Below are 17,859 nucleotides of genomic sequence, written 5' to 3'. Positions count from 1 at the left end.
CAGGTTCTTGTCAAGCACCGTTCTCGATTAACGCTTTCGGCATGAAGCCATGATTTCAAAAACAGAATTAGGCAAAATGTTCACATTAAAAAGGAGGTATGCAAAATGAGTGAAGTGCGGGAAAAGGCTATACTCGCCGGAGAAGTCGTCGCCATACTCAATCGGTTGACCGCCGAGCAGAAAAACACGGCCTTATTGGCTGCTGCGGGTGCGCTGGTCGAAAAAAGCGAAGAAATTCTCGCCGCAAACCGGGAGGATCTTCAGCGCGGACGCGAGAACGGAACATCCGCCTCCATGCTGGACCGGCTTGCGCTGAGCGAAGAGCGGATCAAAGGAATTGCCGAAGGACTTCGGTTAATCGCCGAACTGCCCGATCCGGTCGGAGAGCTCCTTGAGGAAATCGATCGGCCCAACGGGCTCCATATCGTCAAACGCAGAGTACCGCTGGGCGTAATCGGAATCATTTACGAAGCTCGTCCCAACGTGACGGTTGACGCCGCCGGCCTATGCCTCAAAACCGGAAATGCCGTCGTACTGCGAGGCGGTTCCTCCGCTCTGTCCTCCAACCGCAAAATCGTGGAGGTCATTCACGAGGCGCTGGATTCGACTTCAATGCCCCGCGACGCCGTGCAGCTGATCGAGGATCCAAGCCGCGATTCCGTCGATGAAATGCTTAAACTGAACGGACTGCTTGACGTATTGATTCCGCGCGGAGGCAGCTCCTTGATTCAAAACGTCGTGAAAAACGCCACCGTACCGGTTATCGAGACGGGAGCGGGCATTTGCCATACGTATCTTGACGCGTCCGCCGACCTGGAAATGTCTGCGGCAATTTCGCTGAATGCCAAGGTTCAACGGCCTTCGGTGTGCAATTCCATGGAAACGCTGCTGGTGCACCAAGACTTCGCCGTCCGGCATCTGGCCGATCTGGCGAACCGTTTCAAAGCCGCCGGCGTGGAATTGAGAGGCTGCGAAGCGGCAAAAGCGCTGATCCCTTGGGCCATTCCGGCGACCGATGAAGACTACGCTACGGAATATAACGATTACATTCTGAATATTAAAATCGTCCATAACGTCGACGAAGCTTTGACCCATATCCGTAGATTCGGAACAAAGCATTCGGAATGCATCGTGACGGAAGACCGAAGCAATGCCGAAAGATTTCTGCAGGATATCGACGCGGCCGCCGTGTACCACAACGCTTCGACCCGTTTTACGGACGGATTCGAATTCGGCTTTGGCGCCGAGATCGGCATCAGCACGCAGAAGCTCCATGCCCGAGGACCTATGGGATTGCCGGCATTAACTTCAACTAAATATATCATCCAAGGCAACGGACAAATCCGGAAATAAGAACAACAGGAGGCTATACCCATGAACTCAAATCCATCCGCAACACAAGGTTCCATCTGCTTTTACGGCGCGGGCTCCATGGCCGAAGCCATCGTCGGCGGGCTTATTCACAAAAATGTTGCAGCGCCCGAACAAATCGTTATGCTGAATCGCTCCAGCCGGGAACGGCTGGAGTATTTGTCCACGCGTTACGGTGTCATTACCGGAAACCGTGAAGAAGAAAAGCTTGGGCACCTGCAAAACGCTGCGATCATCGTCCTCGCCATGAAACCGAAGGATGCCGGCCAAACGCTCAAGGGGCTGGGACCTTTGCTTCGCGAAGGACAGCTGGTCGTTTCCGTCATCGCCGGAATATCGATCGATACCTTGCAGGCCCTGCTCGGCGTCAAAGCGCCGGTAGCCCGGACCATGCCCAACACATCCAGTTCGATCGGCCTCGGTGCAACCGGGGTTGCTTTTTCGGACGAGGTATCGGAGGAGCAGATATCCCGGGTGATGTCCATATTTGAAGCCGTTGGAACGGTTAGCGTCATCCCTGAGGAAAAAATGGAAATATTAACGGCTGTATCCGGGAGTGGTCCCGCATATATTTATTATATGATGGAAGCCATGATCGCCACGGGCATCGAAGGCGGCCTGACGCCGGAGCATGCCCGGGAGTTGACTGTGCAAACGGTGCTTGGCGCGGCCTCGATGATGGCGCAAACCGGCGAAGAACCGGCCAAGCTGCGCGCCGACATCACGTCGCCGAACGGCTCGACGCAAGCTGCCATCGAAGTGCTGGACGCCGGAGGATTTTCGGATAACGTCCGCTCCGCGATGATCCGCTGCGCCGAGCGCGCCCGTGAAATGGGCGAAGCCGTGAAAGAGGTTTTGCTGTAAGCTGGCTCAAACTATCCGAAAAGGAGGACGCCCTGCGTGGAATTTGCCAAGATCCCATGGGAAGAGAAGCTCGCCGCACTTGCCGATCTCCGCAGCGTGAAGGAGCAATTTGCCGCTCGCGGCTGGTTTCCCGGCGGCAGCGGAAATTTGTCCGTTCGCGTCGGCGGTTTCAAGCCGGACGTTTTCCATTTCGCCGTTTCATCCGGCGGCAGCGTTACACACAAGCAGGGATATCCGTCCATTCCGATCGCTAACGAGGCGGATTTCCTGTTCGTTGACGCTTCGGGTGTTCCGTGCGAGAAGACCGGCCTTGGCTGCCCCGCCGAAACCCAGGTCCACGCGAAAATATACCGCATGACCGGATGCGGCGCAATTTGTCACGTACATACCGTGTTCAACAACGTGCTCAGCGAGCGCTACGGGGACCTGGGATATGTTCCCCTCCAAGGCATTGAGCAAATCAAAGAACTGGGAATATGGGAAAAAGATGCGGCGCACCGCATCCCGATTTTACCCAATCATGACGATATTTCCTATACTGCGAAGCAGATTCCCGCCGCCCTCAATCCGGACGTGCCCGGCCTGCTTTTGCAGGGACACGGCATCTTCGTCTGGGGAGGGAACGCCTCGGAAGCGGCACGCCGCCTGGAGTCTTTTGAATTCATTTTTGAGGTGATGTATCGGTCCCTGCTGCTCCCGGGGAGAAACTGAACCGTATCGGTTATTACATCATTTTTGGAGCGCGTTGAACTTGGATGAAATCCATCCTTATTTTTCCAGAAACTCCTCGTACCCTTTGGCATCCAGCAATTTGGAGAAAGCCGCTTCCGGCGGTTCGGCGAGGCGAATGCGCACCATCCAGCCGCCCTCGTACGGTTCGTCGTTCACGAGCTCCGGAGCGGATTCCAGCTCTCCATTCACTTCCAGCACGGTTCCGCTAACAGGCGTAAACAAATCGGCCACCGTTTTAACGGATTCGATGGTTCCGATCCCGTCCTGGGCTTCCACTTCCTGCCCTGCGTCCGGAAGCTCCACAAACACGATGTCTCCGAGACGATGCTGGGCAAAATCCGTGATGCCGATTTTTACCGTTCCGTCCCCTAGATCATGCACCCATTCATGCTCATCGCTGTACCAAAATTGATCCTTGATCTCATTTGCCACCGTACTTCCTCCTCATTTCCAAATCTTCACGTTCAGATTATTCCAAATCTATCATGCATGTCAATATAATTAACATAATTAATATGAACGGCCCAATGTAAACGCTATCCTTATGCTTATTCCGAAATAATAAAAATTTTTATGATAACTTTATTGACACAAGGCCTGGTTTTAGGTATTAATGGATGTGTAATCAGCGGTTGAGGGCAGAAGGAGAGATTACGGTATCGGCCGCAGCCGATACGCAAGTAACGCCGAAGGAGCAAGCCGTCTTATTGGCGGTGAATCTCTCAGGCAAAAGGACTTCTGCCGGACGCATCTCTGGAGAGAATCCGTGTGAATAACCGGCGGATCACCCAAGGGGATACCTGCAATTGCGGATTCGGTTGCCATACTGGCGGCCATGCCAAGACGCGTGCAGGGTAACTCTCAGGTACAAAGGACAGAGCCGAAGCAAATCCGCATGCCTTCTTTTTGGCTTATGGGGCATGAGATTTCTTTGGCCTGTTTTTTTATGCTCAAAAATCGAAAATACGGCCGATTCAAGGCTCATTTGAGGTGATGATGATGACCGATCTGCTCAGAACGCCGCTTTATGAAACGTACGCTAAATACCCGGATGCAAGATGCATTGATTTTGGCGGTTGGGAGCTGCCGGTGCAGTTCAGCGGGATTCAAAAAGAACACGAAGCGGTCCGAGAGCGCGCGGGATTGTTCGACGTTTCGCATATGGGGGAATTTTGGGCCGAAGGCCCGGAAGCCGAAAGCTTTCTGCAAAAAATGACGACCAACGACGTAACGGCGTTGGAACCCGGCAAAGCCCAGTATACGCTGATGTGCTATCCTGACGGCGGCGTTGTGGACGATTTGCTTGTTTACAAACTGGCCGAAAACAAGTTCATGCTGGTCGTGAATGCCTCGAATATCGGCAAAGACTGGGATTGGCTGCAGCGGCACCTCCCCTCTTCCGGCGTGACCTTGCGCAATGCATCCGATGCCACGGCACTGCTCGCGCTGCAGGGCCCCCTGGCTCTGCAAATCCTGTCCTCGGTTTATGAAGGAGCGGCAGAACTTGCGAGCATTGGCCCCTTCCGTTTTCTGCCCGAGGCGAATGTAGGCGGCATCAAGGTGCTGCTGTCACGCACCGGCTATACCGGCGAAGATGGTTTTGAACTGTACGCGGCTGCAACCGATGCCCCTGCGTTATGGGATATCGTGATGCGGGCCGGGGAGCCCATGGGTTTGATTCCGGTGGGGCTCGGCGCGAGAGACACATTGCGTTTCGAAGCCTGCCTTCCGCTGTACGGACAGGAGCTGTCGAAGTCGATTTCCCCGCTGGAAGCCGGCGTAACCCGGTTCGTGAAGCTGAACAAAGGATATTTTCTAGGGCGCGAGGCGCTTGAAGCGCAGCGGCAAAACGGTATTCCCCGCCGTCTGGTCGGACTTGAGCTGATCGATCGCGGCATTCCCCGCACCCATTATCCGGTGTTTGCGCCCCATGGGGAGTCCCCGATTGGAGAAGTGACAACCGGAACCCAATCGCCGACGCAAAAACGAAATCTGGGGCTTGCGCTCGTAGACAGCGCGTATGCCGCAATCGATACGCCGCTGGAAGTGGAAATCCGCGGCAAGCGCCTGCAGGCCAAGGTCGTGCCGATTCCTTTTTACCGCCGTCCTTCGGCTTCGCATTCCCCGTCCTCGAAAGGAGAGAACTAATCGATGAGCCATCGTTATTTGCCATTAACCGAACAAGACCGCCGCGAAATGCTGGACGTGATCGGCGTGGAATCCGTGGAGGAGCTGTTTAGGGATATTCCCGAAAGGGTTCGCTTTCAGGGTGAGTTGCCGCTTTCCTCGCAGTTGGACGAATATGCGCTGACCCGGCATATGAGCGCCCTGTCGGATAAAAACGCGGATACCGACCGCTATGTCAGCTTTCTTGGAGCCGGTATCTATGACCATCATATTCCTTCCGTCATTCAGCATGTCGTTTCCCGATCGGAATTTTATACGGCCTACACGCCCTATCAGCCAGAAATCAGCCAAGGCGAGCTGCAGGCCATTTTCGAATTCCAATCCTACATCTGCGAACTGACCGGCCTGAAGGTCGCCAACGCGAGCATGTACGACGGGGCAACCGCTCTGGCGGAAGCCGGCTCGCTGGCGGCCTCGGCAACACGCCGGAAACGGCTTGTCGTTTCGCGGACGGTGCATCCCGAGGCTCGGGAAGTACTGGCCACCTACGCTCACGGCCTTAACCTCGACATCGTCGAAGTGGGCTGGAAGAACGGCGTGACCGACCTCGAAGCGCTGGCAGTTGCCGTCACGGACGATACCGCGGCCGTTCTGGTGCAAAACCCCAATTTCTTCGGCTCGGTCGAAGACCTGCGCGAAGTCGCCGAGATCATCCACGCCCGCAAGGGGCTGCTGATCGTCAGCTCCAATCCGCTGTCGCTTGGCCTGTTGGAAGCGCCCGGCAAGCTTGGCGCAGACATCGTCGTCGGAGACGCCCAGCCGCTTGGCATCGCGCCTTCGTTCGGCGGACCGACCTGCGGATTTTTCGCCGTTTCCGAAGCCCATATGCGCCGGATTCCCGGACGGATCGTCGGACAAACGACCGACCGGAACGGCAAACGCGGCTTCGTGCTGACGCTGCAGGCGCGCGAGCAGCATATCCGCCGGGAAAAAGCGACCTCCAACATCTGCTCCAATCAGGCTTTGCTCGCTCTGGCCGCCTCCGTCTACATGTCGGTGATGGGCAAGCAAGGCATGGCCGAGGTAGCGGAGCTCAACCTGCAAAAAAGCCGCTACGCCAAGGAACGCTTAAGCTCGATTCCCGGAGTCGGCGCGGCTTTCACCGCGCCAACCTTTAACGAATTTGCCATCAAGCTCCCGGACGGAGCCGATCCGGAACGGCTGCAGCAACAGCTGCTGGATGCCGGATTCATCGGAGGCTATGATCTCGGCCGCAGCTATCCCGAGCTGGCCGGGCACATGCTGATCGCCGTCACGGAGAAGCGCAGCAAAGCGGAAATCGACCAATTTGCCAGTGTATTGGAGGAGTTGCTATGACTGAAATCAAGGGAAAAGAACAGGATAAAGCGCTCATTTTCGAACTCAGCCGCCCCGGACGGATCGCCTATTCCCTGCCGGAATGCGATGTGCCGGCAGTAGCGAAGGAGGAGCTGATTCCCGCCGGAATGCTCCGCAGCGAAGCGCCCGCCTTTCCGGAAGTGTACGAAGTCGACGTGATCCGGCATTACACGGAATTGTCCCGCCGCAACTTCGGTGTGGACAACGGATTTTATCCGCTCGGCTCCTGCACGATGAAATATAATCCGAAAATCAACGAGGATGTGGCCCGTTACCCCGGATTCGCCAAAATCCATCCGTATCAGCCCGAGGCAAGCATCCAGGGCGCTTTGGAGCTGATGCACCGGCTGCAGCGCGACCTCGCGGGAATTACCGGCATGGATAAAGTCACCTTGCAGCCGGCGGCCGGAGCCCATGGTGAATGGACCGGACTCATGATGATCCGCGCTTATCATGAAAGCCGCGGCGAGCACCGGACCAAGGTCATCGTGCCGGATTCCTCGCACGGCACGAATCCGGCAAGTTCAGCCGTAGCCGGATTCGAGACGGTCACGATCCCCTCGACGGACCGCGGCCTGGTCGACCTCGCCGCACTGCGGGCCGCGGTCGGCGGCGATACGGCCGCGCTGATGCTCACCAATCCGAATACGCTCGGATTGTTTGAAGAACAGATCGCGGAAATCGCCGCGATCGTACATGAAGCCGGCGGCCTGCTGTACTACGATGGCGCCAATTCCAACGCCATCATGGGAATTACGCGTCCCGGCGATATGGGGTTTGACGTCGTGCATCTTAATCTGCACAAAACGATGAGTACCCCGCACGGAGGCGGCGGACCCGGCGCCGGACCGGTTGGGGTCAAGAAGCTGCTCACCCCCTTCCTGCCCGAACCGATTGTAGTGAAGGATGAGGACACCGGCCGCTATTCGTTTGGCTCCGGCAGCGGCACCGGGCATTCGGAAAGCTCGATTGGCCGGGTCAAAGCGTTTTACGGCAATTTTGGCATCCTTGTGCGCGCCTACGCCTACATCCGCAGTTACGGTCCCGAAGGACTGCGCGAAGTATCGGAGAACGCGGTGCTGAACGCGAATTATATGATGCACCGCCTCGCCCCTTATTACCGTATCCCTTATCCCGGCGTATGCAAGCACGAATTCGTGATGTCCGGTACCGGCCTTGCGGAATACGGCATTCGTACGCTGGACGTCGCCAAAAGGCTGCTGGATTTCGGGTACCATCCGCCGACCATCTACTTCCCGCTGAATGTGGAGGAAGCGATTATGATCGAGCCGACGGAAACGGAAAGCAAAGAAACGCTTGACGGCTTCATCGACGTCATGATCGCCATCGCCAAGGAAGCCGAAGTAAGTCCGGATCTCCTGCATAATGCACCGTACGGCACGGCGGTGACGCGCCTCGACGAAACCGGAGCCGCCCGGAAACCGGTGCTCAATTGCACCTGCTGAGCATTAACCGCAAGAGTCGATATTCTTGAAATGAATGAAAATAAAAACGCGGCCGGCCCTCGTCAATGGATCGTTTCCATTCTGAACGAAAGTCCGGCCGCGTTCTTGTTCTCAAAACTCAAAATTATCCTTGGTTCATCAAAGTTTGCAAATAACGATAGCTGATATCCAGACTATCAAAGGGATTTCTCCGGCATTCGTCCTGTTCGACAACATACCATTCTACGTGCGTATCGCGGCAAGCTTGAATCAACGATTCATAATCCATGTTTCCCATACCGATTTCAGCGGTCACCGCCCTGTCGCGTACGACAGCCATATCCTTCAAATGAACCACCTGCATCCGTCCCTTTATCTTTCGAATCCACGCCTCGGGACTGCCTCCTCCTGCCTGCACCCAGTATAGATCAAGCTCAAACCCGAAGGTGTCGTCGGATTCATCCAGGAGCAGATCCAGACCTGTTTTCTCTCCCCGTTTGTCAAACTCAAAGTGGTGATTATGATAAACCAATCGCAAACCTGCATCGTCCAGTTGTGCCGCTATGCTGTTCGCTTCTTTTAGGAACGCCCGATACCCTTCCACAGACATCCGGTATTTTTCCGGCATTACGCCGAGCCCCACATAACGGCAATTCCATAAACGATGCTCGCGGATCACATTGGCAAGATCGTGCTTTAGCCGCTCGTAAGGTATGTGGCTCGCACATATCCGAAGCCCTTGTTCATCGGCAAGCGCCTTGACCTGTTCCGGTTCGACCGGACCGATTGCCGACACCTGCACGGCGGCATAGCCAATGTCTCTGATTTTGGCCAAGGTTGACCGGAGATCCGCTTTCGTTTTTGTAAACTCTCGGACCGTGTATAACTGAGCCGCGATGTTGTTTTGATCCATTCCCTTCCCCCTCCTCCTGATAAATAACTTTGCGCTGTGCTTCAGATCGCAGATGCCGAATGGCTTGCCGTAATCCTTACTTTATGCCTTCAGCAAGAGCTCCAAGGTGAGAAACCGCTTTGGCCCAAGGGTCACCGGGACTCCAGATTCGGTAATCGGAAGTTCGCCCAGACGTTCCTCAAGTAAATTCAGCAAATAAGCCTTATTTATCGCAACCGGCAGCTCGATTTTCCCGACGATCGAATCATCTTCCGGGTTCCAGATCCGGATGATAAGGGTGTCGCGGTCCTCGGCCATCTTTACGGTACTGATGAGCATTCGCGGCTCCGATAAGCGCAGGAACGATCCGGTATGGGGAAGCTTTGGTTTATTCCCGTTCGGATCGGGACGTTCGAACATACCTTCAATGCCGGACTCCTGAACCCAAGGTCTCCCCGATTTCCATCTCTCCCCGTTTACCGGGAGCACCGTACTACGAACCGGATTAGCGAACTCCTCGGCGGCCAGATAAAGATCGGCGCCCGATGCCTCCTGGCCATGAACGTAAACTCCGTATGAAAAATGATGCTCTCCTTGCGCCTGATGCCCCTCTTCAAGCCCATACTCATCAATAGCCCCGGGCGTACGGCGGGAGATGGAGCGTACCGAACGAAGCAAAGTCAATATGAGCGCCTCCGGCTCATGGGAATGCTCATAATCATGAAGCCCTTCATTTATAACGGCAATGCCGCCTGAACTTCCCGTCAGGCCGACAAAACGCCAATTGGGATGTGTGTTCCGCTCCCTGGGCCATTTCGTTTCATTGGGTCTGGATATTACGTCCAGCTGTCCGCCCGCGCGGCATAATCCGGATGAAAACGGCACCGGAAACAGTACGCGCAGCCGATGGTCCTTTACCCGGTTATCCACCTTGGTGTTGAACTCGAGCACTCGGGAAGAGCGGTGCAAACGAACCACCGTTTCAATTCGAAATTCTTGATATTGCCCGGAGCGGGACAATCCGGCCTCATCCGCCCCCAGCGGCAGAGACCAGGGAATTTCGATCCGGTACGCCTGCTCAAATTCGTCATCCGCAAGGCATTCCACCCGGGCAGTCGCATTTTCCGTCGTCAGCAACTTCTCTTCCGCAACCGCATGAGATACGTAAGCGTGCCCGATGTCCGAGTCATCCGCAAATACATGAAGCCCTTCATAAACGAGACCCGCCGCAAGATCCGTCATCCGTATGGAGCCATTTCGCTCAATTTCCGCACGAATCCATTTATTCTCCAAAACGGGCAGTCTTTCTTTTTGCCGAAGCTCTTCCGATATTTCGCCTCCCTCGTTAAGAACCGGACCTCCCCCTATAATTACCCGGTACGCGGCATAGCCCATGGAGGGAATGTTCTCCGCATGAAACCGAATGCGGTGGCGCGTGACCGGAATCGTCGTAGGCAAGTTGATCGGACTCAGCATCCGTTTGCCCAATTTTCGCTTATCCAACGTCTTATGAGGTATAAGCCGACCAGTGGCGTCAATCAAACAAATGCCGGCTTCTCCGTCCTCCTGAAGTACATCCACCTCGGCTTCAACGATATCCGAACGTTCCCTTGACGAAGTATGAAACACCATCAAAATCTGATCGTTGTCGCCCATTCCGGGAATATGCATTTGTCGAACCAGGCTCTGCTGTCCCCGCTCCAACAAGGCGTTCAATAATTCGTGCGTCTCTCGAAAACGGGACATCATCTCTTCGTGCACCGCATCCCTGCTGCATCCGCAAATGCTGTCATGGGGATGATTGCGCATCACCTTGCGCCAGGCCAGCGCCAGTGCGTCACGCGGATACGGCTGCAAACCCAGCATGGCGTTCCACGCCGCAACCGGTTCCACGTAACGTTCCAGCAGATCCTGCGCCCGGATGCTGTTTTGTTTGAGATATACCCGGGCGGACAACGTCCCGGGCAGGAGATAGTACTGGTCTCCTTCGCGAAGCTCGCCTTTTACCCGGGCCAATTCGGGAAGTTCTTCACAAACGCAGGCGATATATGCCGCCAAGTCCGTATGATGAATCGCCGTATCTTTTGGCAGCAAAGGCCGGACTCCGCGCAGCACATCCGATAAATTCTCCTGCGCCTCCAAATGATCCACGCCGTTCATCAGCAAAAGATGACTTGTAGCTGCATACTGCTCGCATTTCTCGGCAATCCAATCCAGCAGGCGGACGGTCTGCTCCGGTTCGACGGGCAGACGCTGCGCGTTGTTATACCAGTTCGGCAGATGGATGGCAAGCACGGATGATCCGTCCGGCGACACCCATTCGAATTCGCTTTGCCCCCGGTGCGCTTCCGGCTTGTAGCCGCGGCCGAGAATCGCGCTGTCGATGCCGAATCCCCGTAAGATCTGCGGGAGTTGGGAAATATGTCCGAATTGATCCGGCAAATACCCGATCATCATCGGATGGTCGGTCCATCGCCGAGCTTCACGGATACCCAGAAACAAATTTCGGATCGTGGCTTCCGCACTCGTTAGAAAGGTATCGTTCTGCACATACCATGGACCCATTCCAATCCTGCCCTCACGAATATGTTTTGCCAGACGCTCCCGCTCTCCGGGCCGCATTTCAAGATAATCTTCCAAAATAATCAGTTGACCGTCGAGATAAAAATGCCGGAATTCCCCGTCCCGGTCCAACAAGTCGAGCAGATTGTCTACCAGGTCGACCAGCCTTAACCGAAATTGTTGAAACGTCAAATACCATTCCCGATCCCAATGGGTGTGGGAAACGATATGCAGATGCCTCGTCATCCTTTCTTTCTCCCCTCATGCATTTATTCCTTGATCGATCCGAGCATGACTCCCTTGACGAAGTACCGCTGCAGGAACGGGTACAACATCAATATGGGGACGGTGGCAACGATGATGGTGGCGTATTTGATCGTCTCCTGAATCAGCCCCTTATCCACATCCGCAACGGAAGTCATCATCGAATCCGTACCATTGGTAATCAGGATTCCCTGCAAAACGAGCTGCAGCGGGTACAAATTCCGGTCTCGCAAGTAAATCAGTGCGTCCATGTACGAGTTCCAATGCGCAACGCCGTAGAAGAGTGTCATGACTGCCATAATCGGCAGAGATACCGGGATGAAAATCCGGAAAAGGATGCGGAAATCGTTGGCTCCATCGATCCTTGCCGATTCTTCCAGAGCAACCGGTATACCCGCGAAAGACGTACGCATAACAAGCAAATTCCACGTGCTGATCGCCGACGGCAGAATCATTGCCCATCTTGTATCGAGTAGGCCGAGGTTTCTCATATTCAAATATGTGGGAATCAGTCCGCCGGCAAAAAACATCGTAAAGACGATGCCGAACATGATCGGTCCAACGAACCGAACGCCTTTACGGGACAAAGCATAAGCCGCAAAGCTCGTAAGAATCAGATTCAGCGCCGTTCCTACGACAACATAAATGAGGGTGTTGATATATCCGGTAGAGACCATCGGGTTTTGAAATACGAGCTTATAGGATTCGAGACTAAGACCCGCAGGCCAAAGAAGCAGCCCCCGATGCTCAATTAACTCGGACGGTTCGCTGAAAGAAGCGAACAGGACATAGAGAAACGGATACAGCGTTACGGTTATTAACGCCAGCATAAAAACGATATTCGCTCCGTCGAATAGCCGCTCACCAAAATTGATTCGATGCTTCAATGATGCCTCGCCTCCTAAATTTGAACTACCACAGGCTTGTTTCGTTGATTTTTCGGCTAATGGTGTTGGCCGATACGAGCAAAATAAAGTTCATGATGTTGTTAAATAAGCCAATCGCCGCCGAAAACCCGTAGTCCATCTGAAGCAAGCCGCGCCGGTACACAAACGTGGAGATGACATCCGCCGTATCGTAAGTCGTTGAATTGTACAGCAGCAAAATTTTCTCCAGACTCCCCCCGGCCATAAGCGACCCAAACCGTAAAATGAGCATAATGATGACCGTCGGCATGATGCCGGGGATGGTGACGTGCATAATTTGCTTAAACCGTCCGGCCCCATCGGTCTTTGCCGCCTCGTAAAGACTCGGATCGATGCCTGCGATAGCGGCCAGATAAATAATCGAGCCCCAGCCGATGCCTTGCCAAATATCCGAGGAGACGTAGATCGTACGGAACCATTCGGGTTTTATGAGAAAAGATACGGACGGAATGCCAAAAAGCCCCGTCAGTTGATTAATTAGCCCGTCCCCGGATAGGAAATCCACCATCATCCCCGCTACGACGACGATGGAAATAAAATGAGGTAAATACGTAATGGACTGTACGATATTTTTGAACATGCGATTACGCAGCTCATTAAGCAACAGAGCAAGCAATATCGGAGCGGGAAAACCAAATATCATCTCATACAAGCTGATCAAAATCGTATTGCGCAGCAGTCTCCAGAAATAGTAACTGTTATAAAATGAAACGAAATGCTTGAAGCCAACCCATTCGCTGCCCCAAATCCCTTTGGCGGGCGAGAAATCCTTAAAGGCGATCTGCAGCCCGTACATCGGAAGATATAAAAATACGACGTAGTAGATCACGACCGGAAGCAGCATCAAATAAACGTATTTGTATCGGGACCAATCCCGCAGCCATTTCAACTTCTGTTCCCTCCTTCGGCTTGCCCGAAATAAGCGGGTCCCGGCCAGAACTGCATAAGTACATTCCGGCCAAAAGGCCCGCCTGCCCGTTTTACCGTTTTAAATACCGTTCATATGCTGCCTGCTGGATATCCAGAGCATCCTGGATGCCCATGCCTTCAATTGTCTTCACAAAGGTATTGAAATTGTCGACCGGCTCGGCGCCCATCACGAACTTGTCGAACATCTCATCGCGGTATGTGGTGACGTCGGTCATGATCGCAGCCAACCGCGCGGATTCATCATCGGTCAAAGATAGAGGCGGAAGCCAGTCCTCATTGTTGACGTCCATCCAGGTATTAAGCGCTTCCTTTTGCTGAGGCAGAGAAGCGTTTTGTTCCTGATAACGTTTATCCTGCACCAGCGGCGCCCCAAACGGAACGGCGTATTTGCCTAGAGCGGTTGCGAACGCCAGACCGTCCGGATTTTTCATGACTTCGTCGGTATACGTCGGATAGCCGTTGTTCATCACATAGCTTTTGCCCTCGATCCCAAAGTTGAACAACAGAGAACCCTCTTCACCGTATTTGTAATCCAGCCATTTTACGGTTTCTTCGACATGCTTGTTGTTTTTCGTTATCGCGGCTCCCACGCTGTTAAAAATCGGCTCGAGTTGGCCCAGAACCGGCTTTTCGCCTGGATTCAGGGTTGGATACGGAGCGCCTACAATATTAAATTTCGGATCCTTGCCGGACATGGCGGTCGTATATTTCCCGATCCCACCGCCAACGGCCAGCTCCGATGAACCTATGAGCTCGCCCGTCCACTTGGCGTCCTTTTGTTTATCGTCCGTGGCGGCGTAATCCCGATCAATAAGCCCTTCCTTATACCAGTCGCGCATCGTTTGCAGAAATGCTTTGTAGCCGGGCTGGATCGGGCCGAAAACGACTTTTCCGCCCTCCAGGTTAAACCGTCCTGATGTCCCCCAAGCGTTCAGGAAAACATTGCTGAAATTAAGCAACGTATCTTTTTTAATCAGCAGCGGGATCTCATCGGCTTTGCCGTTTCCGTTCGGATCCTTCTCTTTAAATGCTTTCAGCACAGTATGCCATTCGTCAATGGTTTTCGGCATTTGCATTCCCAGTTTATCCAGCCAATCCTGGCGGATTCCAAGCCCGAAATAGGTTCTCAGATAAGGGTCGCTTCTTAAAAATGGAAAAGCGTAAATGCGTCCGTCATCTGTGGAAATCTCCTTGCGGATATCCGGATTGTCCGTCAAAATTTTCGATAAATTTGGCGCGTACTTGTCAATGTAATCGTTAAGCGGAATAATAACGCCGTTGTTCATGGCCCCTACCCCGCCCCCGGGATAATCGTTCCAGCCCCATTCAATCACATCCGGATAATCGCCGGAACTCATCAGCAGGTTAAACTGATTTTTTTCCTGTCCGGCTGACGGATGTTGAAAATCGATATGGATCCCCGTCCGCTTTTCCGTTTCCTGATAGGCTGCCATATCGTTAAAAGTTTTCATCCCCTGAGCCGGATTGCCTGACATCAGCACAAAATAAGTCAGCGTAAGCGGACTTGAAACGATCTTCCCGTCCGATGGCGGTGCCGCCGAATTTGCCCCCGGAGCAGCAGAGGAATCAGCGGCCGGTTTACTTCCGGAACATCCGGATAAGATGATCGTTACCATCGTTATAACCGCCAGCATGGTCGAAATGTTTTTCCTTCCGTACTTCATGAATACAATACCCCCTCGTTGGCTTGGTGAAGTTTCGTGAGCTCACAGCCACATCTTACCGGTATCCGGACCTGCTGAATATTATCCCGTTATTCGATCCGCATGCCGATTTGTAGACCAGGGCATTACATATTTAAGATGGACGTTCCATTTGTTGGTTTGATCGGTATTGGCCGGGCGTAATTCCTTCATGTTTCTTAAAAAAACGGATAAAACCGATATCGTTTGAATAGCCGATGGACTTGGCGATTTGCGTAATAGTTCCGTCAGTTTCAGTCAACAGCCTTTTTGCTTCTTTGAGGCGAACTCCGGCAATAAACTCCAAAATGGTCAGACCCGTGGCTTTTTTGAAAAAGGAGGACAGGTACGGCTGCGTGATGCCAAGTTCATCCGCAATCAAACCAACGCTCAGCATGTTCTGATCATAGCGTTCATGAACAATTCTCTTGATTTTGTCAAGCATTCGGCTGCACTGGTCGCTTCTTCCTTCTTTCCAAAGAAGGCATATCGTCTGAAAATCCTCCTTTAATTCTCCAAACGTTCGCTTCACCCCGTTTCCGCCATCCGCATGGCTTTCCAACAACCGCAAAGCGATTTCCGAATCCACCTTCGGCGTATTCTGAACGATGCGAAATAAAGTAGACGACAGGTTCATGATAAAATAAGAACCGATCATCGGACGGGTCCCCTCCCCTTCAAAGTGGTCCTTATACAAGGCGTCCAGCAATTGCTCCGTCTTCAGAACCTCTCCCGATTTCACGTAATTGGTCAGCTGTTGTTCAATGTCCAGCGGATAGTAATATACGGGCGCCTGCTCCAGCAGTGTGCCCACCGCGTTCTGCATCGCATGGATCTTGCGGTTTTCGTCCAGCCGCTTTAGCGAGTCCCGAAAAGCCTCACCAATCGCTTGGATATCATCCGTAACAAAGCTGGTGCCTATGGAAACTCTTAATCCAAACCGTTGATCCAATATCTGATCCAGCTGATGCGCGATAGATAGAGCGCCGGCAGCGTGTTCCTCTTTGTCTCCTTTGCAAAAATTAATTAGCAGAGCGCTCCTGCCTGGATCCAGCTCGGTCGTATACGCTACATACCGTTCATTAGTCAAATCGGAAGCGATATTCGAAATAATGAAGTTCGTAAATGTCAGCTCTTTCTCGTCGTTCTCCGTTGAGAGGGTGCTCATGTCCTCCAAGTCGATCAGCATGACGGCAAAATAATCGGATATGAAGCGAATGCCCAAAATCTGCAGTGATTCCGGGCGCAATTCATGAGGATCGGCATACCCTTTGATCAAACGGTTTAAAAAATGAATTCGGACAATCGGGGCTTGCTGCGATAATCGGGTTCTTAGCTCCGACTCTGTCATCCGGGCAGACTGAATCGATGAACGAATCACTTCGTATTCAATCGGATCTTGTCTGTTACGCGAAGGAGTATCGTTTCCTGTCACCGCGGAAACAAGATAACTGAGCGGCAAATAGTTCCGGTGAGCCAAATAAACGGATACGACCGCTCCTGAAAACGCTGCCAAAACAAACAAAAGCAAAGCCCAGCTGCGGACTTCGTTCACCTCTTTCAAAAAAACGGATCGCGGTACTTCCAGTACATACTTCCAACCGTAAACACTTGAGGTCGCATAAGAAACAATCACCTCTTTGCCGTTTTGACTGGCTTCCAGCTTTCCCTGATCTCCTGACATGTCGGCGTAGCCGAAAGACAGCGGATTTTTCTCATCGGTCGTCGAGCTCACGATTTGATCGTCGGCGTCCACAATGTAGATTTCTCCCTTTCCCGCTGTCGCTAGGCTATCGAACATTCTGCGAAATTGCTTCTCGTTAATTATAATGAACAGCGTCGCCGATCGGTTGGAACGATCGATTAAGGGCAACGTTTGCATGTAAGCGAGAACTTCGCACTCTTCCCCAAAGCTGCCGCTTGCCTGCAGAAAAGGCTCAAACACGCGGTAATGATACCCGCTCTCGAACTTGTTTACCCAATCAACAGGAGATATCCCATTAAATCGGTCTACGAGACCAAATAAAATGTCGGGCGTTGTTTTGACCCCCGGTCCCAACATCACCCCGGAATTGGGCAAATAAATGTAATAATCGTAAATGAACGGGGTCAGTTGCTTGTAGCGCTTCAAATCGTCCGCTACGGTCACCATTTCATATTGTTCCTGATCGGATATGGGCCTCTTGCTGCTCATAAGCTGCATAAGCTTGGGGTGATTGTCGATTTGCTGCTCCAATTGCTCAATTAGTTGAAGCTGTCCGTCCGCAAGTTCCCGGAGCTGCCCAAGCATAGCGGAGTTCGTATGCTCTACTGACTCTTCCACGACCTCCTCCGCGCGCCAATAAAGCAAGCTGCCAATGACAATCAGTAACAGGAGAATCAGAATATAAGACCAGAATAGGGCAGACCATGCCCCATTAAACCTATACAATTCGTATTTTCCGATTCCTTTCTTCCTCATTTGCACGCCTCCGCTAAATAGCTTTTTATCAAATATAACAAGATTGCATGGAATTCGGTCTTATCCTTTCTTTCAATGAACTATCCATTTATAAGAAATGGAGTCTTCCCGAATTCGTTTTTCGAAAGCCGGAAAGATAAAAATGAAAACGCGCCTTGTTCCTATCCGTTGGAGGTTTTCCAAC

At 52.9% G+C, this 17,859-nt stretch carries 13 protein-coding genes and 2 riboswitches; of the genes, 6 read left to right on the top strand and 7 right to left on the bottom strand.

The features are described 5' to 3' along the window. Window positions 1-105 precede the first annotated feature (105 nt). Genes ACI48K_RS12575 through mtnB form a run of 3 tightly spaced genes read left to right on the top strand, consistent with a single transcriptional unit; the run spans window position 106 to window position 2,946 of the window. Window positions 106-1,353: a glutamate-5-semialdehyde dehydrogenase gene (locus ACI48K_RS12575; RefSeq protein WP_475027937.1), complete on the top strand. Its 1,248-nt coding sequence runs from the start codon at window positions 106-108 to the stop codon at window positions 1,351-1,353. A 21-nt stretch (window positions 1,354-1,374) separates the two neighbouring features. Further along, on the top strand, window positions 1,375-2,235 hold the full coding sequence (gene proC / locus ACI48K_RS12570; protein WP_475027936.1) for a pyrroline-5-carboxylate reductase: 861 nt from the start codon (window positions 1,375-1,377) through the stop codon (window positions 2,233-2,235). A gap of 36 nt (window positions 2,236-2,271) precedes the next feature. Further along, a complete protein-coding gene (gene mtnB, locus ACI48K_RS12565; RefSeq protein ID WP_475027935.1) occupies window positions 2,272-2,946 on the top strand; it encodes a methylthioribulose 1-phosphate dehydratase in 675 nt (224 codons plus the stop codon). A 57-nt stretch (window positions 2,947-3,003) separates the two neighbouring features. Here the strand turns inward: mtnB and gcvH are convergent, their stop codons facing one another. Then, the gene (gene gcvH / locus ACI48K_RS12560; RefSeq protein WP_475027934.1) at window positions 3,004-3,399 is read right to left on the bottom strand and encodes a glycine cleavage system protein GcvH; all 396 of its coding nucleotides are present in this window, start codon (window positions 3,397-3,399) and stop codon (window positions 3,004-3,006) included. A gap of 200 nt (window positions 3,400-3,599) precedes the next feature. Then, window positions 3,600-3,715: riboswitch (glycine riboswitch) on the top strand. Between the two features lie 3 nt (window positions 3,716-3,718). Further along, window positions 3,719-3,847, top strand: a riboswitch (glycine riboswitch). A 119-nt stretch (window positions 3,848-3,966) separates the two neighbouring features. Between gcvH and gcvT the strand changes: the two genes are divergently transcribed. From gcvT to gcvPB, 3 genes are read left to right on the top strand one after another with little or no spacing between them, the layout of a single operon-like run. Next, window positions 3,967-5,115, top strand: a complete 1,149-nt coding sequence (gene gcvT / locus ACI48K_RS12555; protein ID WP_475028103.1) for a glycine cleavage system aminomethyltransferase GcvT — start codon at window positions 3,967-3,969, stop codon at window positions 5,113-5,115. A 3-nt stretch (window positions 5,116-5,118) separates the two neighbouring features. Next, window positions 5,119-6,471: an aminomethyl-transferring glycine dehydrogenase subunit GcvPA gene (gene gcvPA, locus ACI48K_RS12550; protein ID WP_475027933.1), complete on the top strand. Its 1,353-nt coding sequence runs from the start codon at window positions 5,119-5,121 to the stop codon at window positions 6,469-6,471. Next, window positions 6,468-7,958 carry an aminomethyl-transferring glycine dehydrogenase subunit GcvPB gene (gene gcvPB / locus ACI48K_RS12545; protein ID WP_475027932.1) on the top strand — a complete coding sequence of 497 codons (1,491 nt, stop codon included), beginning with the start codon at window positions 6,468-6,470 and terminating at the stop codon, window positions 7,956-7,958. Before gcvPA ends, gcvPB begins: the two co-directional genes overlap by 4 nt. Before the next feature lie 124 nt (window positions 7,959-8,082). Here the strand turns inward: gcvPB and ACI48K_RS12540 are convergent, their stop codons facing one another. From ACI48K_RS12540 to ACI48K_RS12515, 6 genes are all read right to left on the bottom strand, one after another. After that, window positions 8,083-8,850, bottom strand: a complete 768-nt coding sequence (locus tag ACI48K_RS12540; RefSeq protein ID WP_475027931.1) for a sugar phosphate isomerase/epimerase family protein — start codon at window positions 8,848-8,850, stop codon at window positions 8,083-8,085. An 81-nt stretch (window positions 8,851-8,931) separates the two neighbouring features. After that, entirely contained in the window at window positions 8,932-11,637 is a 2,706-nt protein-coding gene (locus ACI48K_RS12535) for an alpha-mannosidase (RefSeq protein ID WP_475027930.1), read from the bottom strand. 23 nt (window positions 11,638-11,660) lie between these two features. Continuing rightward, window positions 11,661-12,485 carry a carbohydrate ABC transporter permease gene (locus tag ACI48K_RS12530; protein ID WP_475028102.1) on the bottom strand — a complete coding sequence of 275 codons (825 nt, stop codon included), beginning with the start codon at window positions 12,483-12,485 and terminating at the stop codon, window positions 11,661-11,663. Window positions 12,486-12,567: 82 nt separating this feature from the next. Then, window positions 12,568-13,425: an ABC transporter permease gene (locus tag ACI48K_RS12525; RefSeq protein ID WP_475028101.1), complete on the bottom strand. Its 858-nt coding sequence runs from the start codon at window positions 13,423-13,425 to the stop codon at window positions 12,568-12,570. Between the two features lie 136 nt (window positions 13,426-13,561). After that, window positions 13,562-15,196 (bottom strand): extracellular solute-binding protein, encoded by a 1,635-nt coding sequence (locus ACI48K_RS12520; protein ID WP_475027929.1) that lies wholly within the window; start codon window positions 15,194-15,196, stop codon window positions 13,562-13,564. 133 nt (window positions 15,197-15,329) lie between these two features. Continuing rightward, entirely contained in the window at window positions 15,330-17,675 is a 2,346-nt protein-coding gene (locus tag ACI48K_RS12515; RefSeq protein WP_475027928.1) for an AraC family transcriptional regulator, read from the bottom strand. Window positions 17,676-17,859: the final 184 nt, after the last annotated feature.

It is taken from the genome of Paenibacillus terrisolis (genome assembly GCF_056171975.1).
Note: the sequence above shows the minus strand (reverse complement) of the source record. Positions and strands in the feature narration are given on the sequence as shown.

Coding starts and splice junctions, on each gene's coding strand:
- ACI48K_RS12515 (WP_475027928.1), bottom strand. CDS start 17,675: ATGAGGAAGAAAGGAATCGGAAAATACGAATTGTATAGGTTTAATGGG.
- gcvPB (WP_475027932.1), top strand. CDS start 6,468: ATGACTGAAATCAAGGGAAAAGAACAGGATAAAGCGCTCATTTTCGAA.
- proC (WP_475027936.1), top strand. CDS start 1,375: ATGAACTCAAATCCATCCGCAACACAAGGTTCCATCTGCTTTTACGGC.
- ACI48K_RS12535 (WP_475027930.1), bottom strand. CDS start 11,637: ATGACGAGGCATCTGCATATCGTTTCCCACACCCATTGGGATCGGGAA.
- ACI48K_RS12530 (WP_475028102.1), bottom strand. CDS start 12,485: ATGCTGGCGTTAATAACCGTAACGCTGTATCCGTTTCTCTATGTCCTG.
- gcvPA (WP_475027933.1), top strand. CDS start 5,119: ATGAGCCATCGTTATTTGCCATTAACCGAACAAGACCGCCGCGAAATG.
- ACI48K_RS12575 (WP_475027937.1), top strand. CDS start 106: ATGAGTGAAGTGCGGGAAAAGGCTATACTCGCCGGAGAAGTCGTCGCC.
- ACI48K_RS12520 (WP_475027929.1), bottom strand. CDS start 15,196: ATGAAGTACGGAAGGAAAAACATTTCGACCATGCTGGCGGTTATAACG.
- gcvT (WP_475028103.1), top strand. CDS start 3,967: ATGACCGATCTGCTCAGAACGCCGCTTTATGAAACGTACGCTAAATAC.
- ACI48K_RS12540 (WP_475027931.1), bottom strand. CDS start 8,850: ATGGATCAAAACAACATCGCGGCTCAGTTATACACGGTCCGAGAGTTT.
- ACI48K_RS12525 (WP_475028101.1), bottom strand. CDS start 13,425: ATGCTGCTTCCGGTCGTGATCTACTACGTCGTATTTTTATATCTTCCG.